This window comes from Flavobacterium sp. 245 (assembly GCF_004362055.1).
Taxonomy (GTDB): domain Bacteria; phylum Bacteroidota; class Bacteroidia; order Flavobacteriales; family Flavobacteriaceae; genus Flavobacterium.
The window spans coordinates 277,531-292,759 of sequence record NZ_SNXB01000004.1 but is presented as its reverse complement, the minus strand read 5'-3'; the positions used below and the strand labels follow the sequence as shown (position 1 = coordinate 292,759).

Annotated in this window: 16 protein-coding genes; 2 read left to right on the top strand and 14 right to left on the bottom strand. The window is 31.6% G+C overall.

Annotated features, from left to right (window positions below):
* Positions 1–263: 263 nt before the first annotated feature.
* The 7 genes from EV145_RS10060 to EV145_RS10030 form a co-directional block, all read right to left on the bottom strand.
* On the bottom strand, positions 264–1,154 hold the full coding sequence (locus EV145_RS10060; protein ID WP_133525086.1) for a DUF2971 domain-containing protein: 891 nt from the start codon (positions 1,152–1,154) through the stop codon (positions 264–266).
* A 366-nt stretch (positions 1,155–1,520) separates the two neighbouring features.
* Positions 1,521–1,841 carry a hypothetical protein gene (locus EV145_RS10055; RefSeq protein ID WP_133525085.1) on the bottom strand — a complete coding sequence of 107 codons (321 nt, stop codon included), beginning with the start codon at positions 1,839–1,841 and terminating at the stop codon, positions 1,521–1,523.
* Between the two features lie 257 nt (positions 1,842–2,098).
* Positions 2,099–2,719: a hypothetical protein gene (locus EV145_RS10050; RefSeq protein WP_133525084.1), complete on the bottom strand. Its 621-nt coding sequence runs from the start codon at positions 2,717–2,719 to the stop codon at positions 2,099–2,101.
* A gap of 164 nt (positions 2,720–2,883) precedes the next feature.
* A complete protein-coding gene (locus tag EV145_RS10045; protein ID WP_133525083.1) occupies positions 2,884–3,090 on the bottom strand; it encodes a hypothetical protein in 207 nt (68 codons plus the stop codon).
* Positions 3,091–3,535: 445 nt separating this feature from the next.
* Positions 3,536–4,120, bottom strand: coding sequence for a hypothetical protein (locus EV145_RS10040; protein ID WP_133525082.1), 585 nt, complete (start codon positions 4,118–4,120; stop codon positions 3,536–3,538).
* A gap of 91 nt (positions 4,121–4,211) precedes the next feature.
* Entirely contained in the window at positions 4,212–5,027 is an 816-nt protein-coding gene (locus EV145_RS10035; protein ID WP_133525081.1) for a hypothetical protein, read from the bottom strand.
* Between the two features lie 80 nt (positions 5,028–5,107).
* Positions 5,108–6,655: a DUF262 domain-containing protein gene (locus EV145_RS10030; RefSeq protein ID WP_133525080.1), complete on the bottom strand. Its 1,548-nt coding sequence runs from the start codon at positions 6,653–6,655 to the stop codon at positions 5,108–5,110.
* A 420-nt stretch (positions 6,656–7,075) separates the two neighbouring features.
* Between EV145_RS10030 and prfA the strand changes: the two genes are divergently transcribed.
* Both prfA and EV145_RS10020 read left to right on the top strand, forming a co-directional pair.
* Positions 7,076–8,152 (top strand): peptide chain release factor 1, encoded by a 1,077-nt coding sequence (prfA, locus tag EV145_RS10025; RefSeq protein WP_133525079.1) that lies wholly within the window; start codon positions 7,076–7,078, stop codon positions 8,150–8,152.
* Positions 8,153–8,930: 778 nt separating this feature from the next.
* Positions 8,931–10,262 carry a DUF5723 family protein gene (locus EV145_RS10020; protein ID WP_133525078.1) on the top strand — a complete coding sequence of 444 codons (1,332 nt, stop codon included), beginning with the start codon at positions 8,931–8,933 and terminating at the stop codon, positions 10,260–10,262.
* A 360-nt stretch (positions 10,263–10,622) separates the two neighbouring features.
* Here the strand turns inward: EV145_RS10020 and EV145_RS10015 are convergent, their stop codons facing one another.
* From EV145_RS10015 to EV145_RS09985, 7 genes are all read right to left on the bottom strand, one after another.
* On the bottom strand, positions 10,623–11,006 hold the full coding sequence (locus tag EV145_RS10015; RefSeq protein ID WP_133525077.1) for a hypothetical protein: 384 nt from the start codon (positions 11,004–11,006) through the stop codon (positions 10,623–10,625).
* Positions 11,007–11,036: 30 nt separating this feature from the next.
* On the bottom strand, positions 11,037–11,399 hold the full coding sequence (locus tag EV145_RS10010; RefSeq protein ID WP_133525076.1) for a hypothetical protein: 363 nt from the start codon (positions 11,397–11,399) through the stop codon (positions 11,037–11,039).
* A gap of 46 nt (positions 11,400–11,445) precedes the next feature.
* On the bottom strand, positions 11,446–11,730 hold the full coding sequence (locus EV145_RS10005) for a YtxH domain-containing protein (protein WP_133525075.1): 285 nt from the start codon (positions 11,728–11,730) through the stop codon (positions 11,446–11,448).
* 48 nt (positions 11,731–11,778) lie between these two features.
* Entirely contained in the window at positions 11,779–11,931 is a 153-nt protein-coding gene (locus EV145_RS10000) for a lmo0937 family membrane protein (protein ID WP_115886438.1), read from the bottom strand.
* A 38-nt stretch (positions 11,932–11,969) separates the two neighbouring features.
* Positions 11,970–12,614, bottom strand: a complete 645-nt coding sequence (locus EV145_RS09995; protein WP_133525074.1) for a porin family protein — start codon at positions 12,612–12,614, stop codon at positions 11,970–11,972.
* A 37-nt stretch (positions 12,615–12,651) separates the two neighbouring features.
* On the bottom strand, positions 12,652–13,224 hold the full coding sequence (locus EV145_RS09990) for a DUF4142 domain-containing protein (RefSeq protein WP_243739243.1): 573 nt from the start codon (positions 13,222–13,224) through the stop codon (positions 12,652–12,654).
* 212 nt (positions 13,225–13,436) lie between these two features.
* Positions 13,437–15,221 (bottom strand): CHASE3 domain-containing protein, encoded by a 1,785-nt coding sequence (locus EV145_RS09985; protein WP_133525072.1) that lies wholly within the window; start codon positions 15,219–15,221, stop codon positions 13,437–13,439.
* Between the last annotated feature and the right edge of the window lie 8 nt (positions 15,222–15,229).

The window sequence follows — 15,229 nt, the reverse complement described above, 5'->3', positions numbered from 1 at the left end:
TTTGCATTAGTGATTTGCTTTGAGTCTTACTGTTGCGGGCACGGATTGCAAATCCGCGCTAACGAATCGTACGGATATATCTGCGCGATCGGGATTATTTACATAAGTTAAGTTTGAAATAATATTACGAAAGCATATTACGTACGATAGCGCGGATTTGTAATCCGTGCCCGCAAAGATTGGTTTATATTTTTGATGATTTTTATTGTGTCTTGTTGTTGCGGGCACGGATTGCAAATCCGCGCTATCGGGGTCAAAAAATATTAATCAATAATTTCATTTGTGTAAAGATCAATTGAATCTTTAAAACGATTAAATTTTTGATCAGGAGAGATTATTCCCATTGCTTGAAATAATTTTCCTTTTGATAGCATTGTTTCCCTAAAATTTCTAAGCGTAAGTTCTTCTTTGTTATAAACCATACTTGATTCATCCGAAAAAGTTGAAGATAAATAATCGATATCAATTTCAAAATTACTATCATCTAGATCTGAAACATATTGACCTACATGTGAGTAGCCTGGATGATTAAGAGCTTTACAAATTGAGTTGCGATCGTTTGGATTAATAAGAGGGCCATAGATTACACATCGAATGGCTGAAGGACGAAATTCAGAAACGTAAATGCCATCCTTAACTTGTAATAAGCGTTTTAGAGGTCTGACAATTCTCCATTCATTTTCGTATTCCCAGCATTTATCTTTGTGAAACATAAGATTGCTATCAGGATTTTCATTAGGATATAGAAATCTTTTATTGCTATATTTTACTTTGTCAAAAATATATCTTTCATAACTAGAAGGAATGAGTCCTTCTTCTACATCAAATCCGATTACAACACCAGTATAATTTTGACAATAATGAGCCCACATTAATTGAATTTCAAAACTAGAGCTTAGTGACAATATACCTTTAGTAGAATATGATTCAAATAATGTATTTGTGATTTCTAATGTAAAATTCTCAAGGCCTTTTAAGTCTGTGTTGTTAGTTTTTTTTAAATAATCTTCTTTTATTTTTTCCATATCAAGTGTTGGTAACAATTCAAAAGCATCATTAAGAACATTTGGTTGTGAAAAACGAATTTGTTTTGAAGAGATTATTTGTAGGGCTCTTTCTGCGGTAACATATTTGAAATAAACTTTTTTTGTCATATTAAGTACTTGTTTATTATATTATTGGTAAAGCTTTTATAACTCGTTAGCGCAGATTTGCAATCTGTGTCCGCAAAGATTGGTTTGTTCTCTTTGTAAATATAAAAAAGCTACATGATATTGTAGCTTTTGTTTTTTTATGATTTGTATAGTGTATTACTGTTGCGGGCACGGATTGCAAATCCGCGCTAACGAATCGTACAGATATATCTGCGCGATCGGGGTTTTGATGATTTGTATTGTGTTTTGCTGTTGCGGGCACGGATTGCAAATCCGCGCTAACGAATCGTACAGATATATCTGCGCGATCGGGATTGCAAATCTGTGCTAACGGGATTAAGTAAATTTATGCATTCTATTTATTAATTAAGATTTAGTATTGTAAGAGTTATTAATTATTTCTTTTAAGTTGTCGTAATATTTCTCTTCAATTGGATCATGAGTCCAATGTGCGCAATATAATCCCCAGTATAAATAATGTAAATCACGGAAATATTGATATTCGTCTAGATAATTTGCAATAGATTGTATACCTATTAAGCCATTAATTTTGTTAATTGAATAGCCTTTATTCATAAAAAAATCTATAGCTAAATGGAATTCATTGCTAATTATTAGAAAAAAATCTTTTTTAGTTTGCGTATTGTTTAATGCTGTTATTAACCCGGATGTTGTTTTATAATTCATTTATTTTTATATTTAAACGGCTGTATAATAAAAAAGTTTATTTTGTTTATAATTAGGCCATATGTTTATGCTGCTTAGAATAATTGTTAGTGATGTATTAAGAATTTTTTTGTTCTTCAGATGAGGTTTTAATATATTCTCCGGCTAGCGCGAGCGTCCCGCTCGTGCCCAATGCAGTTTTTTAAATTGATTTGGATTGCGTTCACGAGCGGGACGCTCGCGCTAGCTTGGGAAGTTTATAATATATCGTTGATCTCTTATTGCTTTTTTTCGGTATAGAACCACTCTAAATTAGATTCTTTAATTTCTTTTCTGTCTTTTATTAAAGAATTAAATTCCCAAATCATAGCAGAAGTTAGATATAAAAACATCCCTCTTTCTCCATCTTTTATATCTTCTCTTTTTATATTATCAATGTTTTGTGATATTATAAATGAATTTTCTAATTCTTTGATTCTAGATTTAACAGAACCATTTGAAAAACTGCATCCATATATGTCATGTGCAAAAGAATTTCTTATTTTTCTGACGATATGTAAATCTCTTGCAAACTTTCCACTAATTAACCCTATACGATATGTAATGTCAATTTTGGCACTAAACGTAGATAAGGGACTTGTAGCATTATCAAATAAAGAATCTTCAGATGATGGAACTGGTACAAGATAAGATTTTAATAGTGTTTGAAGAGTTTCATCTATTATTGAAGCAACTAAGATAACGGCGGCTCTATCGCTTTCTTTTTTAAATTGTTCTAATAAATAAACTAGTTGCCAATTTTGATCTTTAACTACTTCTTTTGTTGTTTTCTCTTTTATTGCTGACTTTGTTGTTGTTTTGGGTTCTGATTTTTGATTATGTTTTTCTTCTTCTGCCATAATATTCAATTAAAAATATTTTAAATTTTTCAACAATCTTATCATTTGACATTTTAGCATTATTAATGTCATTTTGTTGAAATGATTCTACTTTTTCGTTCTCATATAATTCTAAATTATGATTATTTGATTAAGCTCTAATGCATTTTTAATTTTTTAGTAAATTATATGTTTGCAAGGTATTCTTCAAATTGTTGGTCAATAAAAAGACACTGTTCAGTATACTCTTTCATTTCCACATCTAAAGTATCTTTGATCTTTTCCTTGGTTTCATTAATAATTGTTTCAAATTCGGTTGTTAATTGACCGTTGAATCTTGTATTAAGAGCGTTGTCGAACATATTGAAATAAAAATTTAGTAAATTATCCATTTGATTAAAATTATTAGATTCTGTATTGTTTAAATTATTCTAGATGTAATTTTTTAAAGCTACTTATTTAAAAATCAAATACTTATTTAAGTTGTAATTTCGAAAGATAAATCATAAACACAAATGTTTTGTATCATATTTATTTAGATGAAAGTAGCTAAGAGATAAAAACAAACATCGGATTTAATTTAAATTTACAATCACGTAAAAACACCTGTTTTGCTTAAACAAAACGTTAAATTTTCCCTACGCTGTGCGAAGTCGGGAGACTTCGCACCCGTTGCTATATTCCGTTTGGAATAGTTTTTATTTTTCTTTGTGAATAATTGGAGTGGGTACGAAGTCGGGAGACTTCGCACAGCGATTATCTAATTTTATAAAAGAACACTTTGTAGAGCCTGGGAGCGGGTAAACCTATTTTGGACAAGACACACCAATCACGTGTTTAAGATTTTTCCACTACTTTTGCTAATCGTAAAAAGAAAAGTTTTATTTTACTAAAAAAAGAATTATTTTGTTTAATTTTAGTTAATGACTCACTTTTATTATCAAAGTTCATTCTTGTTATATTAAATTTGTTCAATAATTGAATAAAATCATTTTCAAATAATTGATGATCATTTATTAATTTCTCTGCAATGCTTTTTAGGGCCTTTTTGTTTTCATTAATTTGTAAAATTGTAGCAGTAGTTTTAATTGAATTTCGAATAAAATTTTCTTTGTCTATTATCTTTAAATGCGAGAGTAGATAATCTATATTTTCTCCATCTTTACCTAATGTATCAATGTTAAGCATTGAGTTGTTTTCGTAAATAGCCTGCGATATTGGACCTCCCAGTAAACATAATATTCTTCGATTAAGATTAGCTTGAGTGTTAATTTCATCATCATTGAAATTATATGTTGTTAAGCCATAAATTAATTCTTCATTTTCAAATTTCAAAATTACTGATTTTATTGACCAACCTGTAATATATGACATTAATGCATGACCTGCTTCGTGATATGCAGTTCTAGTAGTGTTACTCATGTTTTTTTTAATTTCAATTTTTATTTTTAAGAAGAATTAGTATTGTTTATTACTGCTGCAGAAATAAATATAATATAGTCCCTATCTGGTTTTATGCATTTGCATAATCACTTAATGAATCAATAAGATCTATACCAAGTTGTGATATTTCAACAAGTTGGTATAGTTCAGCAGCATATCTCATTCCATTATCTACTAACAATCCTTTATTACATAGGTCTTGAATAAGAAAATAAAATTCATATTGAGGGATATTATAAGTATTAGATTTCCATGGTTTTTCAGAATTTTCTATTTTATTATTAAGTGTTTCTATCTCTTCTTGAATAGAGTTTAATTCTTCTTCTAGTTTTGGAATTATTTCTGAAAATGTAGCTTCATCGTGTGAATCAAGTTTCCAATATTCAGCTTTTAAATTTTTTTTAATTTTATTCAGTTGTCTTTCTTTATCCAATAATTCTCCTCTATCTTCAATGTACGATGATATGTAAGCTTCATTAAGACCTCTTAATATTGGAATTTGTTTTTCGTGAAGATTACTGATAATTTCTAACAATAACTCAGAATAGTTTATTTCTTTAGGTCTTAACAATTGGTTGGCTAGTAAGTTTCTTATCGCCAATTTTTTTATTTCAGAATGAGTTTTCGAGACCTTTATAATAACTTCCTCAAAAAAATCTCCAAACTCTTCTTTCTTAATTTGCGCAATATCTATTTTATCTTCCTTGAATTGCGCAAGATATTCTGAAAAATTATTTATAAAATTATTTACTCTTTCTTGTTTAATACGTCCTCTCGCTTCAAATGCGTATTCATTAATTGCTCCACCAATAAATGGTATAGCACTTATAGCTCCTTTTAATGTTGATATTCCTATTTGAGTTGCGATTTCTTTATTACTCATCATTTAAATTATGGGATTTTTAAGCAGTATTAAAATGTGCATTTTATTATAATTTTAAAATTGATCTAGATAGTAGATAATACTTAATTTTTATAAGTCGTGTTACAAAATGGATGGGTAATTTGTCCATTTTCTGGATCTCCCTTTCCTCCATCTGATTGTCTGTCAATATGATCAATTGAAATTGAATTTTTATGTATAAAACCATTACAGATCTTACATTTTAAACCATTTTTAATTGCTTCTTTAATGAAAACTTCAGATTTTGAATCCGTTGTAAAATTGCTGTAAATATCCTTATCTTCTTTTAACGTTTGAAGGGTTAAATATTTATATTTTTCACTTTTTATAATTTCGTCAATTACTTTTTGTGGATTTGATTCAGTTTTTAAATTACTCATAATTACAAAGTAGAAATCAACAACATGGGGGATTGCAGAAAATGCACTCCTATATTTTCTAGATATTTGTTGTATCAAATAATCGAAATTTAATAAGAATTCTTCAAATTTATCTCTGATTTCGATAAAATCTTTGTATTTGTTTTTCTTTTCTAATTCAATAATAAATGCTAAAGTAAAATAGAAAGATGCAGGTTTATGTTTGCCTTCAACTGAGTAGAAATATACTATAGGATGTAGACCTAAAGAAGAAGGATGAACACTATTTATCCTCCAAGCCAATTTTCTAGTGTTTTTTAAATATCTGAGTGTTTCAGAGCCATTTATGTCATCATTTAAATTTTCAGAAAAGTCGGGTCCAATATTGTTCGACATATTTACAAATTCGAGAATTAAAGGCAAACTTTGAGCAGAAACTAATTTTCCACCAATTGGGATATCTAATGTTTTTACTGGAGTTCTTAACGTTGGGTTATAAATGATTTCATTTATTTCCTTAGATAATTTTTGAATTTCAGCTTGAATTTCGGCGGAAAAATCAGACCAGTATTTATGTCCTTGCCCTCCACGAATTATTGCTCTTGCTGCAATGCAATTACCTTTTTTGCGAGATTCAAGAATTTTTAATTCTGTTGGATCAATCTTTGAAGGTTGTTGATTTATTTTAAAAAAAGATTTTTCTGCTTTTTTTGCATCACCATCGACCCATTGTACCTGAATTGAGTATGCACCAAGATTTTTAGCTTTTTGAATTAATTGCTCATTTGGTTTCTCAGTATATGGAGCATTTATTATATCATCATATCTACCAATTTTCTTATTGATAATCTTTCTTGTTTTTTCTGCAATTTCTTTTTGTTCCTCATTAATACTATCACCATAAAATTTTTTAGAAATTTCACCATCTCCATAATCGTCTTTTATCCAGCTTATTAAAGCACTTAATCTATGGGCACCATCTATTACAAAGTATAGCCCTGAATTATTTCTCCATAAGATAATTGCGGGTATTAATTCTCCATTTATATAGCTTTCAATAAACTCAACAATTTTTTTTGCATCCCATTCATTCGTTTCTCTTTGAAAATCAGGTTTTCTTAAAAAAGGGTAGAAAAAGCCACCTGTAAAATTTGAAATTGAAATGGAATTAAATAAGTTTGTTGAGTTCTGATTTCCAATAACTTCAAAATCTTCTCTAGGTATAATTGCGTCTAAGTTTACTTTTGCCATATGGTTGGGTTAATTGTTTTTTACTGATCTATAATTTTATTACTAAGAATACATTCTGTATAGATTTCTTTTTTGATAATTTATAAATATATAAAAAAAGTTACTATGAACTTTTTGATAGGATTATTTTATTTTCAAAACTACTTTTACTCAGATTTAAAACCTTACGGAAAACCGTAAAAGCAATTTTAAAACCAAATCCCTAGCCCTGATAGCAGCGGCATCCTTTTTAGGCAAACGAAAACAGCTAAATTAAAACCGTAAACATGCTGCCTAAAAAGATATAGCGGATAGCAGGAATAAGCTCCTAAAAACCATCCTAATTCCACTAAATATCAGACTTAAAAAACACAAAAAATAACCACTAGAATTTTCCACAAAAATTTTGTAATTTTGCAGTCCAATAAAAGGAATTAGAAAATGTTAGATAGACTTCAATATGTAAAGCAGCGTTTTGATGAGATTTCGGATTTGATTATTCAGCCGGATGTAATTGCTGATCAAAAACGTTATGTGCAACTCAACCAAGAATATAAAAGCATAAAAGCTTTGGTTGATAAGAGAGAAGAATACATTCTTGTTTTAGCAAATATTGACGAAGCAAACGAAATTATTGCTGACGGAAGCGATGCTGATATGACCGAAATGGCCAAAATGCAGCTTGACGAAGCAAAAGAACGCTTGCCTCAACTAGAGGAGGAAATCAAATTTATGTTGATTCCTAAAGATCCTGAAGATGCTAAAAATGTTATGGTGGAGATTCGCGCCGGAACGGGTGGGGACGAAGCGAGTATTTTTGCAGGGGATTTATTTAGAATGTATACTAAATACTGTGAAGGCCAAGGATGGAGAACATCTGTGGTGGATATGAACGAAGGTACTTCGGGAGGTTTCAAAGAGGTTATTTTTGAGGTTTCGGGAGAAGATGTTTATGGTACTTTGAAGTTTGAAGCGGGTGTTCACCGTGTACAACGTGTTCCTCAGACAGAAACGCAAGGTCGTGTGCATACATCGGCTGCTACTGTTATGGTTTTACCAGAAGCAGAAGAGTTTGATGTTCAAATCGATATGAACGATGTTCGTGTAGATTTCTTCTGTTCGTCAGGACCTGGTGGACAATCGGTAAATACTACGAAATCGGCTGTACGTTTAACGCACATTCCAACAGGATTGGTGGCGCAATGTCAGGATCAGAAATCGCAGCATAAAAATAAAGATAAGGCGTTAACGGTTTTACGTTCTCGTTTATACGAAATGGAATTGGCTAAGAAAGAAGCTGAAGATGCTACAAAACGTACTTCTCAGGTTAGTTCTGGTGACCGTTCGGCTAAGATTCGTACGTACAACTATGCGCAAGGCCGTGTAACCGATCACCGTGTTGGTTTAACGCTTTACGATTTAGGAAACATCATGAATGGTGATATCCAGAAAATTGTTGCCGAGCTTCAGTTGGTTAACAATATGGAGAAATTGAAAGAAGCTTCGGAAGTATATTAATCTGAGTTGCTAAGATTCTGAGATTCTGTGATACTAAGGTTTATTTTTGGAATCTATAAATATTTGAAAAGCCGAACTTACGTTCGGCTTTTTTGTTTGTATCTGATTTTGGACGATGTATATAATATAGCCAATGGTTTCAACCATTGGGACGCAGTTCATTCACGATTCGTTTTAAACGATATATTTATAATTCGTCTCCCGTGGTTGAAACCACGGGCTATGTATTATGCTTTTTTTTGAATTCCTCTTATTTTATATAGCCAATGGTTTCAACCATTGGGACGCATTGATTCACGATTCGTTTTAAACGGTATATTTATAATTCGTCTCCCGTGGTTGAAACCACGGGCTATATTTCAAATCCTTTACATTGGCCCAACAAGAAAAAACTTAGAACCTTAGCAACTCAGAATCTTAGTATCTTAGGATTAGAGTCTTAGCAAAAAATGCAAGAACCTTCTTAGGTTTTTAAATTTTATAGTTTTTTATCTGTAAAATTGTTAAATTTATGAGATTAAACTGTTAATAGTTGCGGAGCGAATTTTCTTTCGCTTTCTAATTTTAACTAAGAGCATTACTACAAGAAGTTTTTACGAAGTAAGATTAATAATATTTTTTATTAAAACTTAGAATCTTAGCGGCTTAGTATCTTAGCGTCTAAAAAAAACTTGCTTAATCGATCGGATTAAGCAAGTTTTTTTTTGCCATTTTTTTGTTAATATTTGTGTGCTTTTTGAAAAAAAGGCGCAACCAACCAACCCCTTATAAAAAATCTATGAAGAGAACTTTACTATTATTTTGCTTCTTTGGAAGCTTTTTTTATGCGCGATCGCAATCGTATTTCGGATTCAGGGACGACAATTATGCCGGAATCCAGTCGGCTTTGTTTAATCCGTCTGTTATCGTAGATTCAAAATACAAAGCCGATGTCACTATTTTTTCAGCCAGCGCAACAGGACAAAATGATTTGTACGGCTTTAATTTTGCTGAAGTTCTCGACGGAAATTATGATATTCAGGCAGACGCAAGCAAAAACATCAAAACGAACAATCGAGGAAATGTAAATTTCGACATTTTAGGACCTTCGTTTATGCTGAATATTACGCGCGAACATAGTATTGCTTTTTTTACAAGAGTTCGAAGCGTTACAGGAATTATAAATGTAAACGGACAGTTGATTGATGAGTTAAACAAAGATCTTGATGTTTCAAATAGTTTTATGATTCAAGGCGGCAACCCAAATGGAGTAAGCAATTCTTGGGCAGAAATTGGCGCAAGTTATGCAACAATTTTCTTAGATGAAGAGGATCACTTTATTAAAGGAGGTTTAACTGTGAAATATTTGCTGGCTGGTGTAAACGGCTATATGAGTGGAAATGACTTGAGCGTTGTTTTCAATAAGAATAATGCAAATCCCTCACTAAGTGAATATTATTCGACGGGAACATTAAAAACGGCCGCAAGTTATGATTATCAAAACGGAAATGACCCTAAATTTAGTGGCGCTTCGGCAGGAGTTGGGCTTGATTTGGGTTTTACGTACGAATACCGCACAAATTGCCATACTTGTATAGGAAACCGATACAAATTTAAAGCAGCGGCTTCGGTAACGGATATCGGGAAAATAAATTATAAAAACGTTACTGAAAACACTTATAATTTGGCCGGAAGGGTAACGCAGGATGATATTGACGATGCAGAAAGTATTTTTGAATTCTTCGATACACATTATACAAAGGTTTCGTCAAGAACTGGTGTTAAAGCTAATTTGCCAACGGCGCTTCACACCAATTTCGACTGGAATATCGATAACAAATTCTATCTGAATTTAAGTACTGATTTTAGTTTAGTGAATGCAAAAAACATAAACGGAACTGCACTTCCAAATTCGATTACATTTACGCCTCGATATGAAACCAGACAATTCAGTTTTTATATTCCGGTAACGTACATGGAATTCAGTGGCACGCAAGTAGGAACTGGTTTTAGAGCGGGTCCGTTGTTTGTAGGTTCTGGTTCGCTGATTTCAAATTTGTTTTCGAATACTTCAAAAGCCTGCAATTTATATGTGGGTTTGAAATTGCCAATTTATCAAAATTATAACTGAGATTCTGAGATACTAAGATACTAAGTTACTAAGGTTTTGAGATGCTAAGGTTTTGAGTTTTTTATATAGAAAAGAGACTGTTTCACATAAATGAAACAGTCTCTTTTTTGGTTTAGAAAAAACTTTCGCTTTCGCTAAAACCTTAGTCCCTTAGAATCTTAGTCCCTCAGAACCTTTAAATATATAATCATGTATTAACCGTTTAATCGTTTGTTTTAAAGAAACGTATAAACAAGTTAGATACCGAGAAATACTCTTGTGTATTCAAAACATTTATATAGATTAGAGTACATGTATACTCCGTTTTTTAATACAATATGGCTAAATTTTTCCATGATATAAAATTTGAAGTTAGACAAATTACTCTTTAGATGGTTCGTATTGAGATGTTTCTTCTTGTGAAGATGCATCTGAAGATTCGTGATGTGGTTTCGAAACCAAATTGGTTACGACCAGCTGAACGATTGAGCCCAAAATTCCCTTGAACATTGAATCGCCTTTTCCGACGATGAATCTTTTTGCCAAATATCCAATTCCGATACTGATGGCAGACTGCGCAATGTGGCTTTTAAAACCAACAGTTTCGTTGATTTCTTCAACCGTATTCCGAATCAGGTTGAGAGGTTTTAAATTTTCTTTAATATCCTCAATTTCGTCTTTTATAGAGCACCACTCGGTGTCTTGAAGATTTTCTAAAAACTTTATTCTCTGATTTAATTGATCAATAGTGTAAATAGGCTCCATTATAGTCTTTTTTAGTTATTAATAGTTAAATCAGTTTTTATTCTCTTCTTTTAAAATGCTTGAAATAATAGTGTTTCCAATTGGTGTTTTAATCAAGCTGTGATGCGTTTTATGAATCACAATGGCAACAATTAAGTAAAAAAGTGCCATGATAAAAAAACCGTAGTAATACTCTCCAAGCTCTTTGCCAACCCATAAACTGATCCCAATATTAAGAAACAAGGTAAAAAATGCAACAACTACGCCAACTGCGATCTTTGATGTTAAGGTTGAGACCACATCTGCGACTGAACATACTGTTTTGAGCTTAAGTAATTCTAAACTTGTTTTAGTATAGTTTTCCGCTTTTTCATAAAGATTTAAATTCTCGTTTGTTGTTGCATTTGATTCCATGATATAAGGTATTTATGGTTTAAAAATCTCACTTTGTACTATAATACTAGTAGTTTGATTTTACTGTTTTTGCCTCGTCTTTAATTGAATTGTAGTCTTCTTTAACTTGGTTAAATTTTGCTTTTCCCTCATCTACAATTTCTTTTCCGTTTGATTTGATAGTATCTACAATTCCGTCAAACTTTGTTTTTAAGTTGTCTCCGTAATCTTTCGATTTATCTTTTATTTTTTTACGAGTTTCTGAACCTTTATCTGGTGCGAATAAAACTCCTAATAATGCTCCTGCAGCTGCAGCGCCAACAATTCCTAAAATGGTGTTACTTGCTTTCATAATATTTGATTTTAATGATTAATATATAATTGTTAATATGATTTGTTTTTAAATTTCCCTGCCTTTGATCAATCTAAGCAATACAGCGACAATGGCAATCACTAATAAAATGTGAATGATGCTTCCAAAGCTGTAAACAAAGAAACCAAGAGCCCACAGAATAACTAATATTACTGCGATTGTGTATAATAAATTTGACATGGTTTTTATTTTTTAGAGGGTTAATTAATTCGTTTTTACTAATTCAGTTTATACGACAGGTATAAAGATAAATTACTGTTTTTAGCATCTGGAACAGTAAAAGTTGTTCCCGCAACGGTTCTTTCTTTTCCTATCGTTGTTAATCCGTAATTGTATCGTAAACCAATACTGATTGGATTAAAATCGACTCCCACACCGGCAGATAAACCAGCATCAAATCTATTTAAATCATCGGCTTTAATTTCTTCGTCAAAGTTGAAATCACCGTCGCCAGAAACTTTAGAACTTACCAGGTATGATGCGTATCCACCGGCATGAATATTAAAATTTTTGGTAACATTTACTCTCACTAACAAAGGAAGTTCGATGTAATTCAATTTAAATTTTCCGGTTCCGCTAGCAAAGGCATTGTTATATTCTAATTCGGCACCTTTTGTAGTAAACAAAAGTTCTGGCTGAATTGCGATAAAATCTGAAATAGGCAATGTTGCATAAACACCGGCATTAAATCCGTATAAAATATTTTCGTCGTCGGCATTATTGTTATATAAATTAGACATGTTAAAACCTCCTTTTACACCAAACTCGGTAGTAACATTTTCATCATTTTGAGCTTGAAGCATTCCGAATGAAGCTGAAAAAAATAAGGCTAAGGCGCATAAAAAATTAGTGTGCATTTTCATAGTAAAAAATTTAGTTAATAATAGATTGTTAAGGCGTTTAAATAAATTCTGTTTTTAATCGTTGTGTTTCTCTCAAAAGCTGATACTGCTCTGGCAAATACTGAAGCACTAATTTTAAAATTTTCTCATCATTTGTTTCAGATGAAATTTTTTCAAATAAATTAATCTGTTCTGACAGCGACTCTGAAATTGAATTCAGGTATGTTTGGTCAAATGAACTTGAATCAGTAGCAATTAAATCATATAAATCTCTTTTGTGGGCTACATTAATATCAGTTATAATAATGAGCTTTTTGTTTGCCATTTCTGATATTCTTTGAAGCAATTGATTTTGATGATCTTCAATTTTTTTGCTTAATTCCTGTATCGGACTTTGAGAACGTTTTTGTGCAAATTGACTTTTTGAAATAAGAGTATTACTCACATTTGCCACAGCAATAAAAAACGAAGATTCAACTTGGTCTTTATCAATTTGCTGTCTTTTGTTTTGGCTAAAAACTTCATTATTAAACGGACTTGCTTTTTGATGTTCTTTCTTTCCGCATGCTGAAAAAGAGATTATAATCAATAAGAAAAAGACGCTTAAAATAGATGCTTTTATTAGGGGCATTGTTTTCATTGTTACTTCATAAAGTATTACATTACAAAGGTGCTAACGAATAACTTATTTTGCTTTACAGCATAAAAAAGAATCGTTATATAATTCCCATAATCTGTTTATATAAAGGTCTTAAGAGATTTTTAAGCAGAAAAAAAAAGAGCGTTTACTGTAAATAAATGATTATTTGCAGTAAACGCTCTTTGTAAGATTTTGAGTATTTATTAATCTGGAAGAAAAACAGTAAAGAGAGAACCTTTTCCTGGAACACTGTCGGCTAAAATATAACCTCTGTGATTTTCGACAATTTTTTTGCAGATCGCTAAACCAATTCCAGTTCCCGGATAATCGGTTTTAGAATGCAGACGCTGAAAAAGAACAAAAATAGTTTCTTTAAACTGCGGATCAAATCCCATTCCGTTGTCTGAAAATGTAATTTTGTGGTATTTCTTTATAGACTGTTCCAATAAATCAGGATAATTGATCGCAAGTACTTTTTCACTTTCAATAATAATTTCCGGAATTCGGTCATGCTGACTGTATTTTAATGAATTTCCGATTAAGTTGATAAAAAGCTGTTCAATTTGATACGGAATCACTTCTAATTTTGGAAGTTTTGAAACATTAATAACTGCTTTTTTCTCATGAATAATTTCGGCTAAATCAGATTCGGCATTTTCCAGAAGTTCATTTAAATTTGATTTTATAAACTCCTTTTTAGTCGTATTGGTTCTTGAAAATAAAAGAAGATCATCAATTAAAACACGCATTCTTTTTGCTGAACTTTCAATTTTAAAAAGATATTCGCGGGCACTGTCAGACATTGCGGCTTTATCAGCATCAGAAACTCTAGAAATAAAAGTCTGTATTTTTCTAAGTGGTTCCTGTAAATCGTGACTCGCAACGTGATTGAAAGAAGCCAGTTCTTTATTGCTTTTTTCTAATTCTCTGTTTCGTTCCTGTAGTTCAATATTCAAAAGATGCTCATCGGTAATATCAAAATTGATTCCCAATAAAATTTTGCTTCCCTGTTGATCTGTCAATAATTTTCCGGTCGATTTAAAATACCTGATTTCATGATCCGGGCGCACAATTTTGTAATAAATAAACGGAAGGTTCTTTTTTTCGATAATTCCCTGCATCGATTTTGCAACGGCATCTTTGTCATCTGGATGCACAAAATCAAGAAATGTTTCTTTTTCGGGAACAAATGCATTCGGCTCAACGCCTAATATTCGAAACTGATTGTCGGAATAATCGATTTTATTGGAATCCAAATCCCATTGCCAGGTGCTGAATTTTCCAATAACTTCAGACTCGGCCATCAAACCGCTGGAAATTAAAAGTTTTTTGTTGTATACTTTCAAGCGCTCAAAATCACGGCTGATTTGTCTGTAGGCCAATAATATAAAAGTCAATGCCGTTAAAAATAAGGAAACAGAAAAAATAGGGCTTAACGAAATTTCCTGATCGTAAATTTTAAGTCTTTTTTCTAAATATTTTTTTTCGATATCATTCATTTTATCCACTTGAAACCGAATATTTTCCATTAAAATTCGGCCACCAAACATATGATTGTCAAGTTTTCTTTTATCGTATGTTTTGGGATCGCTGTATTTTAGGCAATTTTCAAAAGAAACAAATCGCTGAATAATGAGCTTGAATAAATTTTCGAGATTTTGCTGCTGAATCGCATTGTCTGCAGTCAGTTTTTTTAAGGTAATAAAAGAAGCATTTACCTTGTCGCGCGAATAAAGATAAGGCGCTAAAAAACGGCCATTGCGTGTTATGATATAACCGCGCTGGCCTGTTTCAGCATCTTTAATGGCTGACATTAATCGTTCTAATTGAATGTTTATTTCATAAGTATGCATCACAAGCTTGCTGGACTCATTTAAGTCCTGATTGTGTTTGTAAGCAATGGATGAAAGAAATAACAGAATGAAAACTGCGATTACAAAAATAACTCTCAATGAGTTTGAAGAATTAAAATTTGGTATCCATTTCATGTGGCAGG

Excerpts from the sequence above, each read along its gene's own strand:
- EV145_RS10060 (WP_133525086.1), bottom strand. The coding sequence starts at position 1,154 with ATGACAAAAAAAGTTTATTTCAAATATGTTACCGCAGAAAGAGCCCTA.
- EV145_RS10055 (WP_133525085.1), bottom strand. The coding sequence starts at position 1,841 with ATGAATTATAAAACAACATCCGGGTTAATAACAGCATTAAACAATACG.
- EV145_RS10050 (WP_133525084.1), bottom strand. The coding sequence starts at position 2,719 with ATGGCAGAAGAAGAAAAACATAATCAAAAATCAGAACCCAAAACAACA.
- EV145_RS10045 (WP_133525083.1), bottom strand. The coding sequence starts at position 3,090 with ATGGATAATTTACTAAATTTTTATTTCAATATGTTCGACAACGCTCTT.
- EV145_RS10040 (WP_133525082.1), bottom strand. The coding sequence starts at position 4,120 with ATGAGTAACACTACTAGAACTGCATATCACGAAGCAGGTCATGCATTA.
- EV145_RS10035 (WP_133525081.1), bottom strand. The coding sequence starts at position 5,027 with ATGATGAGTAATAAAGAAATCGCAACTCAAATAGGAATATCAACATTA.
- EV145_RS10030 (WP_133525080.1), bottom strand. The coding sequence starts at position 6,655 with ATGGCAAAAGTAAACTTAGACGCAATTATACCTAGAGAAGATTTTGAA.
- prfA (WP_133525079.1), top strand. The coding sequence starts at position 7,076 with ATGTTAGATAGACTTCAATATGTAAAGCAGCGTTTTGATGAGATTTCG.
- EV145_RS10020 (WP_133525078.1), top strand. The coding sequence starts at position 8,931 with ATGAAGAGAACTTTACTATTATTTTGCTTCTTTGGAAGCTTTTTTTAT.
- EV145_RS10015 (WP_133525077.1), bottom strand. The coding sequence starts at position 11,006 with ATGGAGCCTATTTACACTATTGATCAATTAAATCAGAGAATAAAGTTT.
- EV145_RS10010 (WP_133525076.1), bottom strand. The coding sequence starts at position 11,399 with ATGGAATCAAATGCAACAACAAACGAGAATTTAAATCTTTATGAAAAA.
- EV145_RS10005 (WP_133525075.1), bottom strand. The coding sequence starts at position 11,730 with ATGAAAGCAAGTAACACCATTTTAGGAATTGTTGGCGCTGCAGCTGCA.
- EV145_RS10000 (WP_115886438.1), bottom strand. The coding sequence starts at position 11,931 with ATGTCAAATTTATTATACACAATCGCAGTAATATTAGTTATTCTGTGG.
- EV145_RS09995 (WP_133525074.1), bottom strand. The coding sequence starts at position 12,614 with ATGAAAATGCACACTAATTTTTTATGCGCCTTAGCCTTATTTTTTTCA.
- EV145_RS09990 (WP_243739243.1), bottom strand. The coding sequence starts at position 13,224 with ATGCCCCTAATAAAAGCATCTATTTTAAGCGTCTTTTTCTTATTGATT.
- EV145_RS09985 (WP_133525072.1), bottom strand. The coding sequence starts at position 15,221 with ATGAAATGGATACCAAATTTTAATTCTTCAAACTCATTGAGAGTTATT.